Annotated in this window: 15 protein-coding genes; 1 reads left to right on the top strand and 14 read right to left on the bottom strand. The window is 58.5% G+C overall.

Annotated elements, in window-relative coordinates; translation table 11 throughout:
* Nucleotides 1-19 precede the first annotated feature (19 nt).
* From ACLGL5_RS18075 to ACLGL5_RS18020, 12 genes are all read right to left on the bottom strand, one after another.
* The gene (locus ACLGL5_RS18075; protein ID WP_069093357.1) at nucleotides 20-1,954 is read right to left on the bottom strand and encodes a rhamnan synthesis F family protein; all 1,935 of its coding nucleotides are present in this window, start codon (nucleotides 1,952-1,954) and stop codon (nucleotides 20-22) included.
* A gap of 101 nt (nucleotides 1,955-2,055) precedes the next feature.
* Nucleotides 2,056-3,114 (bottom strand): NAD-dependent epimerase/dehydratase family protein, encoded by a 1,059-nt coding sequence (locus ACLGL5_RS18070; protein ID WP_069091702.1) that lies wholly within the window; start codon nucleotides 3,112-3,114, stop codon nucleotides 2,056-2,058.
* 292 nt (nucleotides 3,115-3,406) lie between these two features.
* Nucleotides 3,407-5,914: a glycosyltransferase family protein gene (locus ACLGL5_RS18065; protein ID WP_069091701.1), complete on the bottom strand. Its 2,508-nt coding sequence runs from the start codon at nucleotides 5,912-5,914 to the stop codon at nucleotides 3,407-3,409.
* A complete protein-coding gene (locus tag ACLGL5_RS18060) occupies nucleotides 5,911-6,783 on the bottom strand; it encodes a hypothetical protein (protein WP_069091700.1) in 873 nt (290 codons plus the stop codon). The genes ACLGL5_RS18065 and ACLGL5_RS18060 overlap by 4 nt, the downstream gene beginning before the upstream one ends.
* A gap of 70 nt (nucleotides 6,784-6,853) precedes the next feature.
* Nucleotides 6,854-7,477: a class I SAM-dependent methyltransferase gene (locus ACLGL5_RS18055; protein WP_083246678.1), complete on the bottom strand. Its 624-nt coding sequence runs from the start codon at nucleotides 7,475-7,477 to the stop codon at nucleotides 6,854-6,856.
* A gap of 1 nt (nucleotide 7,478) precedes the next feature.
* Nucleotides 7,479-8,489: a glycosyltransferase family 2 protein gene (locus ACLGL5_RS18050; RefSeq protein WP_245307107.1), complete on the bottom strand. Its 1,011-nt coding sequence runs from the start codon at nucleotides 8,487-8,489 to the stop codon at nucleotides 7,479-7,481.
* Nucleotides 8,490-8,790: 301 nt separating this feature from the next.
* A complete protein-coding gene (gene rfbD, locus ACLGL5_RS18045; RefSeq protein ID WP_069091696.1) occupies nucleotides 8,791-9,669 on the bottom strand; it encodes a dTDP-4-dehydrorhamnose reductase in 879 nt (292 codons plus the stop codon).
* Nucleotides 9,666-10,736: a dTDP-glucose 4,6-dehydratase gene (gene rfbB, locus ACLGL5_RS18040; protein WP_069091695.1), complete on the bottom strand. Its 1,071-nt coding sequence runs from the start codon at nucleotides 10,734-10,736 to the stop codon at nucleotides 9,666-9,668. Before rfbB ends, rfbD begins: the two co-directional genes overlap by 4 nt.
* A 19-nt stretch (nucleotides 10,737-10,755) precedes the next feature.
* Nucleotides 10,756-11,307, bottom strand: coding sequence for a dTDP-4-dehydrorhamnose 3,5-epimerase (gene rfbC / locus ACLGL5_RS18035; protein WP_019857026.1), 552 nt, complete (start codon nucleotides 11,305-11,307; stop codon nucleotides 10,756-10,758).
* A 3-nt stretch (nucleotides 11,308-11,310) separates the two neighbouring features.
* Nucleotides 11,311-12,192, bottom strand: a complete 882-nt coding sequence (gene rfbA, locus ACLGL5_RS18030; RefSeq protein ID WP_038645459.1) for a glucose-1-phosphate thymidylyltransferase RfbA — start codon at nucleotides 12,190-12,192, stop codon at nucleotides 11,311-11,313.
* Between the two features lie 132 nt (nucleotides 12,193-12,324).
* Entirely contained in the window at nucleotides 12,325-13,344 is a 1,020-nt protein-coding gene (locus ACLGL5_RS18025) for an NAD-dependent epimerase (protein WP_069091694.1), read from the bottom strand.
* A gap of 64 nt (nucleotides 13,345-13,408) precedes the next feature.
* Nucleotides 13,409-13,999, bottom strand: coding sequence for a biotin transporter BioY (locus ACLGL5_RS18020; RefSeq protein ID WP_027046626.1), 591 nt, complete (start codon nucleotides 13,997-13,999; stop codon nucleotides 13,409-13,411).
* 113 nt (nucleotides 14,000-14,112) lie between these two features.
* Here ACLGL5_RS18020 and ACLGL5_RS18015 point away from each other — a divergent pair, with 113 nt between their 5' ends.
* The gene (locus ACLGL5_RS18015; protein ID WP_019857022.1) at nucleotides 14,113-15,021 is read left to right on the top strand and encodes an MBL fold metallo-hydrolase; all 909 of its coding nucleotides are present in this window, start codon (nucleotides 14,113-14,115) and stop codon (nucleotides 15,019-15,021) included.
* 51 nt (nucleotides 15,022-15,072) lie between these two features.
* Here ACLGL5_RS18015 and ACLGL5_RS18010 read toward each other — a convergent pair whose 3' ends face one another.
* Together ACLGL5_RS18010 and ACLGL5_RS18005 are read right to left on the bottom strand one after the other, a co-directional pair.
* Nucleotides 15,073-15,858, bottom strand: a complete 786-nt coding sequence (locus ACLGL5_RS18010; RefSeq protein ID WP_019857021.1) for a DUF1499 domain-containing protein — start codon at nucleotides 15,856-15,858, stop codon at nucleotides 15,073-15,075.
* Nucleotides 15,859-15,938: 80 nt separating this feature from the next.
* On the bottom strand, nucleotides 15,939-17,567 hold the full coding sequence (locus ACLGL5_RS18005; RefSeq protein WP_019857020.1) for a fatty-acid--CoA ligase: 1,629 nt from the start codon (nucleotides 17,565-17,567) through the stop codon (nucleotides 15,939-15,941).
* Between the last annotated feature and the right edge of the window lie 150 nt (nucleotides 17,568-17,717).

Genomic DNA, 17,717 nt, shown 5'->3' with positions numbered 1-17,717 from the left:
ACCTGTCTGATGCCCGCCATTATCCGCCACTACGCCGAGAGTTCGGTTTCAAAACCGCCCTCGTCCCGCGATAGATCGGCCGTAGTGCTTTGAACAGGATAGGCGCTCTGAACCTCAGAGAGCTTTTAACGGCCAAATTGAGTTCAGCCAGAGAATGCTTCACCGACGTCGGCATTGGTGCCGGAGTGGCCGATACATGGCTTCCCAAGGGATAGCCGCCCTTTCTCCACTCAGACACCATATGACACTGCCAAGGGAAGTCGCCTGACGGCATGAAGCTGGCGAGCTTTTGCAGCTTGAACTCCAGCATGGTGTAGTTGTGCTCGGCCTGATGCGCGCACATGATGTGCTGCGTTGTATATCCAGCATCCTGAACCGCGTAGGCGATCAGCCGCTCCAGCGCATGGGCGAAGCCGCCGTCGACATGATCCGGCTCGGCATTGAACTCCTCCCATTTCCACTTGTGTTCGAACATTTTGCGCAAGGCGCGTGGCCGGAACCAGAACATGGTGCCATAGGCAGCCACCGGAGTGTTCTCATCGAATTTGACGTCGATATTCAGAAGCCGCGCGGTTTCCTCAACCCTTGGCCTGTTGGCAAACCACGAGAACCCCATGGTCGGATATGAGATATGGAAGATAGGCGGAATGGCCAGGCCGACCGAAGGATTGTCGTGAAACATATCCAACACGTTGTGCACGTAGCCGCGGCTATTCAGCAGATTGTCAACCATATGCCGCTTGAACAGGTTGCCCATCGATGACTGCACTTGAGGCGATTTTTTTGTATGCAGGCGACAGACAAGGTCATAGCGATCGTCAACAAGCAGATCGCGCAAGGAGATGAAAAGCGAGGACATGTCACGGCCGCGGTTCTGCTCGACAACGCGGACGATGACGTTCTTCACGCCAGGGCGGTTCGCCAGGGCGGTTTCGATTTCGGCCTTTTTTTCCGGCGTATTCGTGGTGGCAATGAAATCATAGGACACCGGGATGTTGCCGGTCAGGCCCAGTATCTCGTCGAGCATATCGGTGTAGTAGATATGCGCGCAGACAGCGATCTTGCCATAGTCGGGAGCAGCACCGTCGCCTTTAATCCGCTTGTCCGGCAAGACACTCATCAGCGCGGCGTTGGTGTTGAGGGTTCTCAAATCCGAAGAGCGCAGAACATTGCGCCAAATCAGATTGAGGTCGTAGTCGGATGTCTCTTTGAGCACCCGCAAAGCACGCGGTAAATCGACGGCGTTTTTATCCAAAAAGGTTGGATCATTGAAAAAAAGGCGGCGCTTTAAAATTGGGCTTCTATCATTGTAAATCTGATCGACATCGATCATCACAGGGTACGCGGAATTGTATTTATCCGAGTCAAGGTATGTTTCAGATTTGTATCCCAGGTCCTCAAAAAAAACTGTAAAACGCGACTCATGCAAGAGAACAGATTCCGCATAGTCTCTGATTTTCGGCATTCTCTCCCAGTAGTTTCGAAAAGCGATCGACTCAAGCATCGCCTTCCGCACGGCGATAAAATGAGAGTTCAGATGGCGGGGCAAGACCCCTGTTCCAGTGAAAGGATTGGGAGTTACCTCCTTGTGATCGGATATGCCCCAAAAATCGCAGTCCCGGCGTTCCATTTTCGAAAACATTTCCGAGAACGGGAAAACAGGTCCGTAGAATGTGTGGTTAAGCAAAAGGATTTCATCATAATCGCCGAGCTTGTCGTAACCGATGAACTCGAGCCCTTGGCGATACGCCCCAACGTCAAATCCTGTATTCTCACGGATGATAGTCTCGTCAACCGCCGATCGCAGTGAAGCTTCCGATGATTTTGAAATCTCCCCGTTCGAGACAAAAATAATCGTCTCCACGAATGGCCGCAATTTTTCTAGAAGGTAGAATATATAGTCATCAACCTGGCCGCGTTCGTCATAGAAGAAAAATATCGCTGCACGCCGCATTGCAATTCCCTGCAAAATCAGATCCACGTGGTATAGGGACCACGTCTCCCATGGAAGCATTTTCGACGGCAGAACGCTTCCCTTGTCACGATCTCACAATTCTAGCCAAGTTGTGAATCGATCCACTCGGAAAGCTGGCCGATCCCCTCGTCTACACTTTTCAAAGGTCGCCATTCCAGTTCGCGCACCGTCCTGTCGATGTTGGCGACAGCGCAGCGAACGTCGCCGTTGCGGAACATGCCGTTGACGTGCGGTTCCGGCGCCCCGTATCTTTTTGCGACGATCCCTGCCAGGTCAAGAACCGTGGTCTTGGACCCGGTGCCGACATCATACGCGAGCGACTGTGACAGATCCGTGGCCGTGGCCTTGTCGAGAGCCGACGCCACATCATCGATGAAGACGAAGTCGCGTCCGATATCCCCGTCCTCATAGATCGGGATGCTCTTGCCTTCCTTCGCCATCCTGATGAACAACGACACGATTCCCGTGTAGCTGTTGGTCAGCGATTGGCCAGGACCATATACGTTCTGAAGGCGAAGCACGTTGACAGCTGTTCCGAACGAAAGAGCCCAAGCCCGCAATATCTGTTCCTGGGTTAGTTTCGTCGCTCCGTAGATGCTGGTTGGATTCGGTATCGTTTTTTCCGCGTCCATTGGCAGAGGTTCGAGCCCGGAAAAATCCCACTCCGCGCGTTCGAGCTGCTGTTTCGATCTCTGACCGGGATACGTTATCTCGTCTGTTTTCCTGGACCGCCATGCCCCTTCTCCATAGACGGCGCGGCTCGAAGCCAGGACAAAACGCTCTGGAACGTGCGATGCAGTGGCGAAGGCATCCAACATGCGGGTGGTGCCAAGAACATTTGCTATTGCGTGGCGAGAGGCCTCCGTGAGCGACTGACCCGTGCCCGTTTCGGCAGCCAGATGCACCACAACTTCAGGTCGGATGGTTTCCAGTGCCTGCGCCCAGGTCGAGGCCTCGGTCACATCGGCAACCACGAGTTCAATGCGAGGATCAAGGTCGGCGGGACGCTTTCGCTCTGCGTGGATCTGCGGATGCAAACTGTCGATGACAACCACGCGATCGAAGCGGTTTGCCAATTTGGTGGACAACGCGCATCCAATGAATCCAGCTCCGCCGGTCACCACGCATGTTTTGGACATTCAGGTAGCATTCCCGTTTCATTGACTTGGCCGTTCGTTATCAGCGTCAACCTCATTTGAATAGATACAAGAGGTCAGCTCCGGTCGAATTGGATTTTGGGGTGTCGCATTCGGGTTTCCCTCCTGCCTGCAGAGGGTTGCAGCAAACGGCGAATCTCTGCCGAAACGACCCGATCAGCGATCAACATGTTGCCTGCTTCCTGAAGCAATCCAGATTTATCGCGGTCCAGTCACGTGCAAAGCTATGCACCGGTCTGGTTTGCGGCCCCATTTTCGACACCCAGGCAACCGATTAGCCAGCGCCGGCTCGTGGCCTGGAAGCTCTGCCATTCACCATGATCAAGAGAATGACTGAAGCCGCAAAGCCGGCAGTGCAAAGTCCCAGCGTTTTCAGCAAGTGACTGCTGTCGTAATAGAAACGAATTTCGCTTGGCCTGTTCACCTCGACGGCAGGGAAAAAATCTAAAAACTTCCCCAGTTCGACCGGTTTTCCATCTAGCGTGGCTCGCCAATACTTATTGGTACGAATGGGGAAAACAACCCATCCATGGGCTGCGCCCGAATATTCCACTGTCAGGTCGTCCGGTTGATACGCCGCAAGGCGCACAGGGCCAAAATCTGCTTCCGGTTGTCCACTTAACCCGTCCACATAATAGCCCGAGCCTGAAACCGTGTGATTTTCAATAACGCTAACACCCCGCTCTGCCGACGCGATCGAGAAATTCTGTGGAAGACGCGCTCTCTCACCAATCCTCATTTTCGGGATGCCGGGGAATACACTCGATCCAATTTGATAAGTTGCCCCTCCAGCGGTTTCGAAGGCCCATGCACTGAGCATCTTCTGGCTATTGGGTTTGGCCATTGAAATGACGTACCGATACGTTCCGGCCACAAGAGGAACGTCTTGATTGAAATTAAAGGTGGCGTATTGGTTGTTGCGTATCGCCTCCGGTGTCAATTCAGCATGAGCCACGAGGAGCTTGTCTCGATAAAGATCAAACATCACCGCCGAAGGGGCGAAATCCCTATCATAAGTTCCGAATAACACTTGCATGTTCGTAGCGCTGATAGACTTGTCAATTACCAAGTCACCTTGAAGAGCGCCATTGGTGAGGGAGGCAGTAGCCCGCTGGCCTATGCCAGTGGTCTCGTAACTCGATTCAGTACAGCCTTCTTTGACAAGGAAGAAACGGACCGCAGCATAGGTAATCTCTGGGCTGGAAAAATTAATGTCAGAGCATTGAATGATGGAGGCCGTGTATGTTGTCTGAAAAGAAGGGGCTATGTCAGCGCCTATCTTGTTTTGAGCATCGGTACGAAATCCGTGAGCAAACAATTCTGGCAGCCGATAGTTTGACAAAAATCCCGAGACAAGGAAGCTTCCGTCCGCAATGATGCTTTGGCCTGGAAGGATCTTGGATGCCACATAGGATATCGATGGCGTGTCCGGGAAAAAAGTCTCGATGTCAGGTCGCGCATTAAGCTGCCTGAACCAATAGCCAAGGTTGATTGCCTGTAAGAGGCATATAAAAACCACCAAATGAAATCTATAAGGCGATTCAGGCTTTGGAGACTGTGGCGCTAAGAATTTCACGGAATATGAAGATAATACAGCTGCCGACAATCCAAATAAGACCGACCCCCTGCTCCACGCGTTGAAACCAAACCCTGGAATTGCGTTCACTATGCTGGCCGGAGCCATGCCAAATACGGTTGCTAGCATGAATACCGCCACGAATAGCCCAAAAACAGCAAATCGATTGGGTGACTTGAAAATGAAATAAAACGCGAGAAGGGTTAGGAGAGCAGCAGGTATTCCTGCCGAAAAGGTACGCTCGACGCCAAGATTGTTCACAAAGTCAGAGCCAAACATATTGACGATGTCATAGGGTGTGAACCAAGTTCCGCCTGTTCGGCTCGACAAATCAGTTGAATCGAGAATTTCTCTAACTTGCAAGAGGCCGGGAAGGGCAAGGAACGCACCCGCTATGCCTGCGAATCCCAGCCCAAAAATTCGCCTAACCGGAAGCTGATTGATGCCGGCGCTCCGGATTTCGGCAAAGAGGACTGCGATCGCCAGCATCAGGGACGATATACCTCCAAGGAGGGCGACGAATGGAAAACCGGCCAGACCTATCAAGGCGACACTGAGAGTGAACCCAAACGCCCAACCCAAACGGCCTGTTTGCCAATAGCGAAGCTGAGTGGCGAGAACCCAGGGAACAAGAGCGCTCGTTGTCAGGTGCGGCCAGTGTGCCCAAGCGATGTTGAACCCGCAAAATGCGAATGTAATGGCGCCGAAAACCGCAGCCACACGATTTCTGAACATGAAAAACAGCAGGCAATAGGCACCGAAAGCCGCCAGCAGATAATTTGACAAAAGTGCGAACGTATAGCCCATGGCCTCATTGGGCGTGAGGGCATAAACCAGGAAGGGTATTGACAGGCCTTCGTAAATCGGCGCCTGGATGCCCGGCGCACCCAGTTGGTGGAGTGGATTCCATAGCGGGATGTGCCCTTCCCGCAACTCTCGCCTGAACTCCCGCCAGTTTGGAAGCCGGTGATCCAAGGCGTCAGAACGCTCCGCATTGACAAGGTCGGTGTCGACCCCGGCATTGTCCCATCCTGGATAAGCCAACATCAAATCCATCGGTGCCAGCGTTTGCCGAAAAGGATTTACGCCCACGATCCCCAGGACAAGAGCGAAAAGAAGCACCATCGAAATGATGTGTCGCAAAAACGGAATCCGGTCCGGCAAATGGGTGTCTTGCACGGATGTCTCCGTCATTTGCGTCGTCATGCACTTTTCCCTTTTCGCAAAACCAACTCTGCCAAGGCGACCAGGCAATCTCCGAGAACGGTGACGAGCCGGTTGCCGAGGGCAACCGCGGTGGCCGATGGAAGCGGCAAACCCGCGGCAGTTAGTCCCATGATCAGAACGGCCTCGCGCACGCCAAGCCCTCCTGGCGCCCCCGGAACGACAAAACCAACGAGCCAAGCCGTGGCTCCTATGCCGATCAACTCAGCAATATGGCCTCCATCGTTTATGGCCCTCACAAGCGCGACGATCAGAAACCCATTGCCCATGAAAAACAATGCATAGAGGAAAAAGGCCTCTGCAGATGTAATGAGCGCCCTGCCTCCGATGTCCGCCATCCTGAAGCGGAACAAAAGTCCCATCCCAAACGCGATCGCCAAAAGACCGGCGGCGATCAATCCCACAGTCAAAGTAGGGTGGCCGGGACCATACCGCGCATACGCAGCTTGGAAAATCGGCCACGCCAGCAACGCGCCCGACCCCCCGGCGGCGAGAACAATGACGGACAGCTCCCCCATCTGGGCAACGGCAAGCGCCCTGTTCGAGGCCCCGGCACTGCGGGCAAGGGCGAAGCGACCAACCATATGCATCACATTGCTCGGCAGGTATTTGTAAATCTGCGTCCTTCCAAAAATGGCGAGCGCACGACCCAATCCAAGCGACGGTCCGTCGACGAGAACCAGGAACCGATACCAGGCGATGCCGACCAGTTGCAGAATGACTGCATAAGCGACAGCGCACCCCAATATGGCGATCAAGAAGAGCGGGGAAACGAACTGGCGTTGCACATCGCCGAAGGAGCGATGGATCGCCAGCCCCACGAAGACGAGCGCCGCGAGACTGACGGCCATCGCTCCAAGGCGAACTAAAGACTTTAGCCTGAGCCTGCTGCTTTTGGGTGGCTGTGCCGTCTGCGTTGGCTCAGTCACAGCGGCAAAGGACCATGGTCCAGGGAAAGGGCTTGCTGACTTTCACGACCTTTAGCGTCTTGCTCAACAGATCGATGAAAGACGCGGATGACCAGTGATTGATATGCCCTGGCGTGTTGCCAAACTGGGTTACATATTTTCCCCTGGCGACATTCAGGACCCGCCAGATCGGCTCTCGCGGCACGCTGACAAGGAGATACGGCTTGCCAAGCGATTTCAGGACCGAGAGCGCTTGTTGCGTATTTGGAACATGCTCGAGAACCTCACAGCATATTACCAATTCAGCGGAGCTCGCCTGCGGCGTCAGTTCGAAAAGCGAGCGCGTTTCAAACAACGGCGCTATCCCACGCTTGACGCATTGCTCATTGGCCTGCGAAACACTGACGCCTTCCAGATCGCTGCCGCGGACGTTCCACCCCCGATCATGAAGCCGAATGGACAAATTTCCTTCGCCACAGCCGACCTCGTAGGCATTGCGAACGCCTGTCTCGGCCGTCAACGCATCAAAGCTACTTAAAAAGCCATCCATCAAATATCGCGCAACCGGATTCCGGGTGTTGTACTTATCATAGTAATTACCTGGAACGTTATCGTAAGCGACCGGCGTATCATTCATCTTATATCGTTCCGCCTACACTTTCTTTCTTGATTTTGCTCTCTACTGTAAACGACCGGATCCTGGCCCTTGCACCATACTCTTGCTGCAATTGCCTGATCCTTATTTCTTCAAGCAATTGCCTGTTGACCGCGATGAGCTCGGAAATGATGCCGCTCATCGCAAGAATGCCGGCAAGCGCGAGCAGGGCGCTGGACAGAACGAGTGACTGGATGTTGCCACTGCCTTCGCCCATCAAATAGTGGACAAGGAACCGGATAACCCCGATCAACCCCGGCGCGGCGACGATTGCCGCACATGTCGAGAAGAAGCGCAGCGGGCTATAGACGACAAAAATCCTCACGACCGTTATCAACGAGCGCCGCACATAGCTCGGTATGCTCTTGACCAGCCGCGAGGGTCGAAGATCGCCGTTGACGCGGATCGGCACCGAGGTGATCGGGATGTTCCTGCGCCCCGCCTGGATGATCGTTTCCAGCGTATAGGTATAGCGGTTGAAGACATTGAGTTGTATCGCCGCGTCGCGATGAATGGCCCGGAAACCGCTCGGGGCGTCAGGCACCGTCGTGCCACTGGCAAGCTTGACAACGAAGCTGCCAAGCTTCTGCAGAAATTTCTTGACCGGTGAAAAATGCTCTATCTCGCTGATCGGCCTTGCGCCGATGACGATCTGAGCTTTTTTCTCCAGTATGGGCCGGACGAGATCGGGAATGCAGGAGGCATCGTACTGGTTGTCCGCATCGGTGTTGACGATGACGTCCGCGCCCAGTTTCAGCGCGGTTTCGATGCCGGTCATGAACGCTTTGGCAAGCCCCTGATTATGGGGCAGCGAGACCACGTGATCGACGCCGTTTTCCCGGGCGACCTCGACCGTGCGGTCGGTGGAGCCATCATCGATTACGAGCCATTCCACCGTGCTGAAACCCGCGACCTGACGCGGCAGATCGGCCAGTGTGACGGCGAGCGTCCCCTCCTCATTCAAGCATGGGATTTGAATAATAAGCTTTGACAATCCACCCTCTTCTTTCCGCAAGGCTGATAGGCTGCCGTATTCCATATGGACCTAAAGAACTTTGCTTCCGCGCGCTACCTGCTTTGGCAAAATATGCTGTTTTTGCGGCTGACAAAAACGGCGCGAGGAGTTCCGGGCGGCGCCGAGTTCATGGCGTTCAGGCGAACTCGCTCAGGGAGCCATTATGCATTGGTCACGAGCCGGATGGCGGGGGCCGCCGACATTGACCGACATCTGTTCTGAGCTTGCCGGTATTGCCCTGCGCCGGTGGCCGGTTTTGCCTTGCGCGGGTTCGCGTCTCTCAGGGCAGGACCCGACGCACCACTGCTTCCGTCGAAAGCCGCCAGTCCGGCGCAGACCAGCCGAAGGCGGAGGCGAACTTCGCGCTCGATAGCCGGGAATTGGCAGGGCGCCGCGCCTTGGTCGGGTAGTCCGTCGTCGTAATGTCGCGGACCCGCGCTGAAGGACCGCCAGACACGCGGCTCGTGTCGAGGATATGACGGGCAAAGCCGCTCCAGTTGGCCTCGCCGGTGCCGGCCAGGTGATAGATGCCGAACGCGGCGAAGTCCTTGTCGCGGTGCAGCGTGGCCGCGGCATGCAGGATCGCATCGGCGATATCCAGCGCTGAGGTGGGATTTCCCCATTGATCGGCCACCACTGAGATCTCGTCGCGGTCGGCCGCAAGCCGAAGCATGGTTTTGACGAAATTCTTGCCGAACGGACTGTAGACCCAGGCGGTACGCAGGATCAGGTTGCGCGGATTGGCGGCGGCCACCGCCTGTTCGCCGGCGAGCTTGGTAGCGCCGTATACGCTGGCTGGCGCGGTCGCATCGGTTTCGACATAGCTACCGGAAGCGCTGCCGTCGAAGACGTAGTCGGTCGAAAGGTGGATGACGGGAACGCCAAGCCGCGCCGCGGCTTGCGCCACCTTGCCGGCGCCGACGGCGTTCACCCTGAATGCCAGATCGGGCTCATCCTCGGCCTGATCCACTGCCGTGTAGGCGGCAGCCGAGACGACGACGTCAGGCCTGGCCGCAGCAATGGCTTCGATCACGGTGTCGGGGTTTGCCAGGTCGAGCTGCGGACGGCCAATGGCGATGACGTCTACACCGGCAAGCTGGCCGGCCTCCAGAAGGCTCGACACAACCTGGCCTTCGCGTCCGGTGACAACGAGCCTCACGCGGCCCCCTTGCGGGCTTCGCCCAGTCTTTCGCCGGCATAGTTCTGCTCTCGGATTGGCCCCCACCACCATTTGTTGTCGAGGTACCAGTCCACGGTCCTGGCCAGGCCGCTGTCGAAATTCTCGTTGGGCACCCAGCCGAGGTCCCGGCTTATCTTCGATGCGTCGATGGCATAGCGGCGGTCATGGCCGGGGCGGTCGGTGACGAAGGAAATCAGGTCGCGGTAGCTCTTGCCGCCGGCCCGGGGACGCCTGCTGTCGAGCAGGTCGCAGATCGTCTCGACGACGCTGAGGTTTGTCCGCTCCGAATTGCCGCCGACATTGTAGCTCTCGCCCGGCGCGCCCTTGGTGGCGACCAGTTCCAGGGCTCGGGCGTGATCCTCCACGAACAGCCAGTCGCGCACATTGGCACCGGCGCCATAGACCGGCAGCGGCTTTTCGTCGAGCGCGTTGAGGATGACGAGCGGGATCAGTTTTTCGGGAAAATGATAGGGGCCGTAATTGTTCGAACAGTTGGAGAGCACGACCGGCAGGCCGTAGGTCTCGTGCCAGGCGCGGACCAGATGGTCCGAGGCCGCCTTCGAGGCCGAATAGGGCGAGGACGGCGCGTAAGGCGTCTCCTCGACGAACATGCCGCCATCGAAAGGCAGGTCGCCGAACACTTCATCGGTCGACACGTGATGGAAGCGGAAGCGGCCCTTCCTGTCGTCGGCAATGCCGCGCCAGTATTCGAGCGCCGCATTGAGGATGCGGTAGGTGCCGACGATGTTGGTCTCGATGAAGGCGCCAGGCCCATCGATCGAGCGGTCGACATGGCTCTCGGCGGCAAGGTTCATGACGATGTCGATATCGTCACGGCGCATTATGTCGAGCACCGCTTTCTCGTCGCATATATCGACCTGGGCGAAGCGATAATTGTGCGCGTTCTCGATTTGCCGCAGCGAGGCCAGGTTGCCGGCATAGGTGAGCTTGTCGAGATTGGTCACCCTATAGGCCGGATTGGCGCACAGATGCCGACACACCGCCGAACCGATGAAGCCAGCCCCGCCTGTCACCAGAAAATTCATGCCGCTATCCTCATGCCCATCAGGCAAACACTTCGGCCTCGGCGAGCACCGGCGCCTTGAGGTCCTTGTCCGAAAGCTGGAATCCGCCAGCCACTGAAGGCCATTCGATGCCGATGATGGGATCGTCGAAGCGGACAGACCGATCGTGCTCGGGCGAATAGGTGTCGGTAACCTTATAGAGAACCTCGGTGTCGGGCACGAGCGTCACAAAGCCATGCGCGAAACCCTTCGGCACCAGAATCTGATTGCCCTTTTCGGCCGAAATCTCGCAGGCGACCCACTTCCCAAAGGTTTTCGAACCACGGCGGATATCGACTGCGACGTCGAGGATACTGCCGCGAATGACGCGCAGCAGCTTGTCCTGGGCCCGCGGCTCGAGCTGGTAGTGAAGCCCTCGCAAGACGCCTGCCGTAGCGGAATAGGAGTGGTTGTCCTGGACGAAAACCAAGTCGATGCCCGCCTGCGAAAACCGCTCGGCATTGTAGGTTTCCATGAAGAAGCCGCGTGCATCGCCATGTCGCTTGGGAACGATTTCCAGCACGCCATCGATGCCGAGGGACCTGATCTCCAAAGCTTAGCCCTCCAACAGATCGGCGACGCGCCGCCGCAGATAGGCGGCATATTCATTTTTGCCCAACCGAGTTGCGCGTTGCAGCACTTGCTCTGCCGTCAACCAGCCCTGCTCGAAGGCGATCTCCTCAGGGCAAGCAACCTTGATGCCCTGCCGATGTTCGATCGTGCGCACGAAAGAAGAGGCTTCGTGCAAACTGTCGTGCGTGCCGGTGTCGAGCCAGGCATAGCCACGTCCCAAACGGTGCACGTGCAGCTTGCCGCGCTCGAGATAGACATTGTTGACAGCCGTGATCTCGAGCTCGCCTCGCGCCGAGGGGCGGATCGTCGGGGCGATGTCGACCACGTCATTGTCGTAGAAATAGAGACCGGTGACAGCCCAGTTCGACTTCGGCTTCTGCGGCTTTTCCTCAATCGTCAGCGCGGTTCCGGTTGCCCTGTCGAAGGACACAACACCATAGCGCTCGGGATCCTCGACATGGTAGGCGAACACCGAAGCACCCGCTTCGCGCGCAGCGGCGGCGCGGCAAAGCTGCGACAGGCCGTCACCGAAATATATGTTGTCGCCAAGAATCATCGAGACACTGTCTTTGCCGATGAAATCACGGCCGATAATGAAAGCTTCCGCAAGACCATTGGGCTGCGGCTGCTCGGCGTAGGAGAACGCCAGCCCGAACTCCGATCCGTCGCCGAGTAAATCACGAAAAGCCGGCAGATCACGCGGTGTCGAAACAATCAGAATCTCACGGATTCCCGCGAGCATCAGTACGCTCAGCGGATAATAAATCATCGGCTTGTCGTATATCGGAAGGATTTGCTTAGAGACTGCTAATGTCAGTGGATAAAGACGCGTTCCACTGCCTCCAGCAAGGATAATTCCTTTCAAGAAGCTCTCCTTGACATGCTGAGCCCCCCGGCCCTGATCGACCGTGCTTAGGTTTCATTCAATGGCTTGTCAATGCGGCACCCGGCACAGGAGAGGTCTGTTTCGCACGCCAGGACATGACCTCCGCCACCCCTACCCAAAATACGCCTGGTACCACTCGACGAACCGCCCTACCCCGTCTGACACGGACGTGCCGGGGCGGTAGCCAACAGCCTCCTGCAGCGCGGAAGTGTCGGCGAATGTGTCCGGCACGTCGCCGGCCTGCAGCGGCAAGAGTTCTATGACGGCCTTGCGGCCAAGCGCGCTTTCCAACGCCTCGACATAGGCGGTCAGCCTCACCGGATTGTTGTTGCCGATGTTGAAGATGCGCCAGGGCGCGCTGCTCGTTGCCGGATCCGGATGACCGGAATCCCAGGCGGGATTGCCGGCTGCAGGGCTGTCGCTGGTCCGGATCACACCTTCGGCGATGTCGTCGATATAGGTGAAATCGCGCGTGTGGTTGCCATTGTTGAACAGCTTGATCGGCTCGCCGGCCAGAATGCTCCTGGTGAACAGGAACAGCGCCATGTCGGGGCGCCCCCAGGGGCCATACACGGTGAAGAACCGCAGCCCGGTCGTCGGCAGCCCGAACAGATGGCTGTAGCTGTGCGCCATCAGCTCGTTGGCGCGCTTGGTCGCGGCGTAGAACTGCAGCGGATGATCGGCCGGGCGGTGCTCGGAAAACGGCATGTCGGTGTTGGCGCCGTAAACGCTCGAGGTGCTGGCATAGGTCAGGTGCGCTATGCCGGCATTGCGGCAGGCCTCCAGCATGTTGGTGAAAGCGACGATGTTGCTTTCGACATAGGCGCGCGGGTTTTCCAGGCTGTAGCGCACCCCTGCCTGGGCGGCGAGATGGATCACCCGATCAAAGCCGTGAGCGGCAAAGCAGCCGTCCACGATTTCGTTGTTTGCAAGATTGCCGTGGATGAAATGATAGCCGGCATTGGTGCGTTGGCTGGCTTCGGCCAGCAGCCGCAGCCGCGCCTGCTTGATCCGCGGGTCATAGTAGTCGTTGACGCTGTCGATGCCGACAACCTCGTCGCCACGCTCCAGAAGCCGCCTGGCGACATGATAGCCTATGAAGCCGGCGGCGCCGGTGACCAGAACCTTCATCGGAAGCGCCCATCCTCGGGAATGGATCCCTGACGTCTATGGCACGCCAATCTTCCTACAGACCTCAGGAGCGTTTCAGCAGCGACCAGACGGCCGGCACAAGGCTTGCCGCCAGCGCAACCTTGATGAGGTCGCCGACGATGAACGGCACGACGCCGAACTGCCAGGACTTTTCCGGGCCGATCAGCAACGCCAGCCAGGCAAAGCCCATCGCCATCATCACCACTTCGGCAACCAGCATAGCGTTGAAAAGCTTGATCGGGTGGCGATCCCAGCCGCGATCCGCGGCCCAGCCGACAATCGCCGCCATGACGACAAAGCCCGCGAGATAGCCACCCGTCGGGCCGACCATGTAGGCAAGGCCAATGCCCTTCTCAGGCGTGCCCTGGAAGACCGGGAAGCCCATGGCGCCTTCCGCCATGTAGAGCAGCAGCGTGGCGACGCCGAGGCGAAGGCCGAAGGCGGCGGCGATCAGCAAGACGGCGAGCGTCTGCATCGAGATGTCGACGGGCCCCAGCACAACCTTGGTCTTGGCCGACAGGGTCAGCAGCAGCGTTCCGGCAATCGCCAGGAAAAGCTGTGTTGCCAGTCGCGCCGCGCCTTCCTGCGGCAAAGCCAGAGAAACAAGCGGGCGCATCGTCGTTGCAGTTGCCATGGTCTTCCCCATTCGGTCTAGCGCGATCCTATAATCGCGGTCCTGCGTTTTCCTATATTGGCTTGCGTGCTATGCGGCAATCGGTTTTGCCGTTCCGGGAACAATGTGCCGACATGGCTCTCAAATTCGATACCAGCTTCGATCCGCACTACGGCCAGGGTGTGAACGTCGGCCCGGACGTGCAGCGCGTCACGGTCCGGAACCCCAGCCCCTTCACCTTTCATGGCACCAACAGCTATGTCATCGGGCGCGACACGCTGGCGGTCATCGATCCCGGGCCGGATGACGAGGCGCATCTTCAGACCTTGCTCGGTGTGATCGCCGGCAGGCCGGTCAGCCATATCTTCGTCAGCCACACGCATCGCGACCATTCCCCGCTGGCGGCCCGGCTGAAGGAGCGCACCGGTGCTTTGGTGATGGCGGAAGGGCCGCACCGGCCGGCGAGGCCACTGCATATCGGCGAGACCAATGCGCTCGACGCCAGCGCCGACACCGCTTTCATTCCCGACATCGCACTCCCGGACGGCGCGTTGGTCGCCGGCGACGGCTGGGCGATCCGTACGGTTCTGACCCCCGGCCACACCGCCAATCACGCGGTGTTCGCGCTGGAAGAAACCGGCATCCTGTTTTCGGCCGATCATGTCATGGCGTGGGCGACATCGATTGTCGCGCCGCCGGACGGGGCCATGGCCGATTACATGGCGTCGCTGGACCGCATGATCGAGCGCGACGACCGCCTGCTGCTGCCTGGGCACGGCGGGCCGGTGACGAAGCCGCGCGCTTTCATGCGGGGACTGAAGACCCATCGCAAGATGCGCGAGCGGGCCATATTGGAGCGGGTCAGAGCCGGCGACCGGACGATTCCCGACATGGTGAAGGCGATCTATCGCGACACCGATCCCCGGCTGCATGGTGCCGCCGGACTGTCGGTACTTGCCCATCTCGAGGACCTGGTGGCGCGCGGGATGGTATCGACAGACGCCGCCCCCGCTATCGACGGCATTTTCATCCCAGCCCGATAGGGCCTGCCTCCCCGGGGGGCTCCCGAAGGCGCTGGATCCGTGGGAAAATGCCTATTCGGCCGGAGCCGCTCCGACCTGGCCGGCGACTTCCTGATCCAGTTCCGCCAGGAAATCGGTGATGCGCGCGGCATTGTCACCAAGGTCGTAGCGGCCGTAACGCGAGGCCGACCGCATGTCGACGATCACGCTATCGCCATCGTCCGTCACGCGGATCGCCACATCGGCCGGAAGGCCGAGCACGAAACCCTTCGCGACAGCGGTGATGGTCACGTCGCTTTGCCCGGCAAGGTCGGGATAGGGTTCGGAAAGATCCCAGCTGCGCCGGTCGAGCACGGTTTCGACGGCATTGACGATGGTCTCGAATGGCAGGTCGTAGCTGCGCGCGGTGACCAATGGATAGCTGTCGGCCTGCAGCCTCTGTTCGCCCGGCGTCGATGGGGACAGCACATTCATGTCCTTTGTCCGCTCGCTGACGTCGAGCGCGGGCGGCTCATCGAAATCGGTCGAAATGTCCCTGAGCGGCGGATAGATCGTCGCCCAGTAGGCGGCAACGCCATAGGGGACCAGCACCAGCAGTGCCAGCAAGGCGCCGACGGTCAGGTCGCGGCCGCCGCGATCGCCGAATTTCCATAGTCTCGAAAAGGCAAAGGCGGCGAACAGCAGCGCCAGCGCCGCGAGCAGCGCGACGATGCCGAGCACCCACAGGAACACCGGCGTCTCGACGAGATCGAAGCGGTGGCCGGCGAAGTCGGTCAGCAAAAGCACCGCTGAAAACGCGGCCGTGCGCCGCGACCAGCCGGCAGCCTTCGACGTTCGCCGTTCGGGAATGCTAACCATGGTTCTCTGCGTTGCCCCAACCCGGACGGAGGTTTAGTGCCTTTTCGCGGCGGCTTGAAGCCGAAACACGCAACATCCCCTCAATCCGTCGGCAAGCGGTAGTCCCTGAACTGCTGGCGCAAGGTGATCTTCTGGATCTTGCCGGTGGCGGTATGCGGTATTTCGCCGACGAAGGCGACATCGTCGGGCATCCACCACTTGGCCACCTTGCCATCCATGAAGTGGAGAATATCCGCCTTGGTCGGCTCCTTGCCGGGCTTAGCAACGACGACCAGCAAGGGCCGCTCGCCCCATTTCGAATGATGGACGCCGATCGCCGCAGCTTCCGCCACGTCCGGGTGGCCGACGGCCAGATTCTCGAGATCGATGGTCGAAATCCATTCGCCGCCGGACTTGATGACGTCCTTGGCACGATCGGTGATCTGCATGTAGCCGCCGGCGTCGATGTGAGCGACATCTCCGGTATCGAACCAGCCGTCCTCATCGAATTGCTCCGCCCCGGCGCCACCATAATAGGCGCGAGCGACGGCCGGGCCGCGCACTTTCAGGCGGCCAAAGGTCTTGCCATCCCAGGGTTGCGCATTGTTCTCGTCATCGGTCACCTTCATTTCGACGCCGAAGGGCGGGTAGCCCTGCTTTTGCTTGATATCAAGCCGAGCCTCGCCCTGGAGAGCGGTATATTCCGGCTTCAAGGTACACAGCGTGCCGAGCGGCGACATTTCAGTCATGCCCCAGGCATGGATGACCTCGACACCGTAATCGTCATGGAACTTCGTCATGATCGCGCGTGGACAGGCAGAACCGCCGATGACGACCTTGTTGAGATAGGGAAGCTTCTTGCCGGTCTCCTCCAGATATTGCAGCAGCATCATCCAGACGGTCGGTACGGCGGCGCTGAAGGTTACCTTCTCGGTGTCGAGCAACTCATAGATCGAGGCGCCGTCCATCTTGCAGCCGGGCATGACCAGCTTGGCGCCGATCATCGGCCCGCTCTGGCCAAGGCCCCAGGCATTGGCGTGGAACATCGGCACAACCGGCAGGATCGTGTCGCGCGACGACAGGCCCATCGCGTCGGGCATGGCGGCGATCATGGCGTGCAGCACGTTAGAGCGGTGGCTGTAGACGACGCCCTTGGGATCGCCTGTGGTGCCTGATGTGTAGCACATGCCGGCGGCGGTGCCTTCGTCGAAGGCCTTCCAGGCGAAGTCGCCATCGGCCTCGTCAAGCCAGTCCTCATAGGCGACGGCATTGGGCAAGGTCGTCTGTGGCATGTGCGCCTTGTCGGTCAGCACGATCACCTTCTTCAGCGATTTGACGGCACCGGCGATCTTTTCCAGCAAAGGAATGAAGGTGAGGTCGACGAAGACCGCCTTGTCCTCGGCATGGTTCATGATCCAGACGATCTGCTCGGGAAACAGGCGCGGATTGAGCGTGTGATAGATCGCGCCGACGCCCATGATGCCGTACCAGGCCTCGAGGTGGCGCGCCGTGTTCCAGGCCAGCGTGGCGATACGGTCGCCCAAGCCATAGCCGTCCCGCTCCAGCCGCTGGGCGACCTTGAGAGAACGACGATGGATGTCGGCGTAGGTGGTGCGCACGATCGGCCCCTCGATCGAGCGCGATACGATCTCGCGCACCCCATGTTGCCGTTCGGCGTTGTCGATAAGCTTGTGGCACAGCAGCGGCCATTCCTGCATCAGCCCCAGCATCCGGTTCCTCCTCCCTCGCGCATTTTGCGTCGTAGCTTTGGCGCATTGTGAAGCGAACCGGCGGATTGTCCAGTCACCCGCTCGCGCGGCACACGAATTTCAGGGTCCGTGCCGCAACGGCAAGCAGTTGAATTTTGACATGTTTTGGAT

This window comes from Mesorhizobium sp. U510, assembly GCF_059180695.1.
The sequence above is the reverse complement of the archived record's forward strand: the minus strand, read 5'-3'. Positions and strand labels throughout refer to the sequence as shown.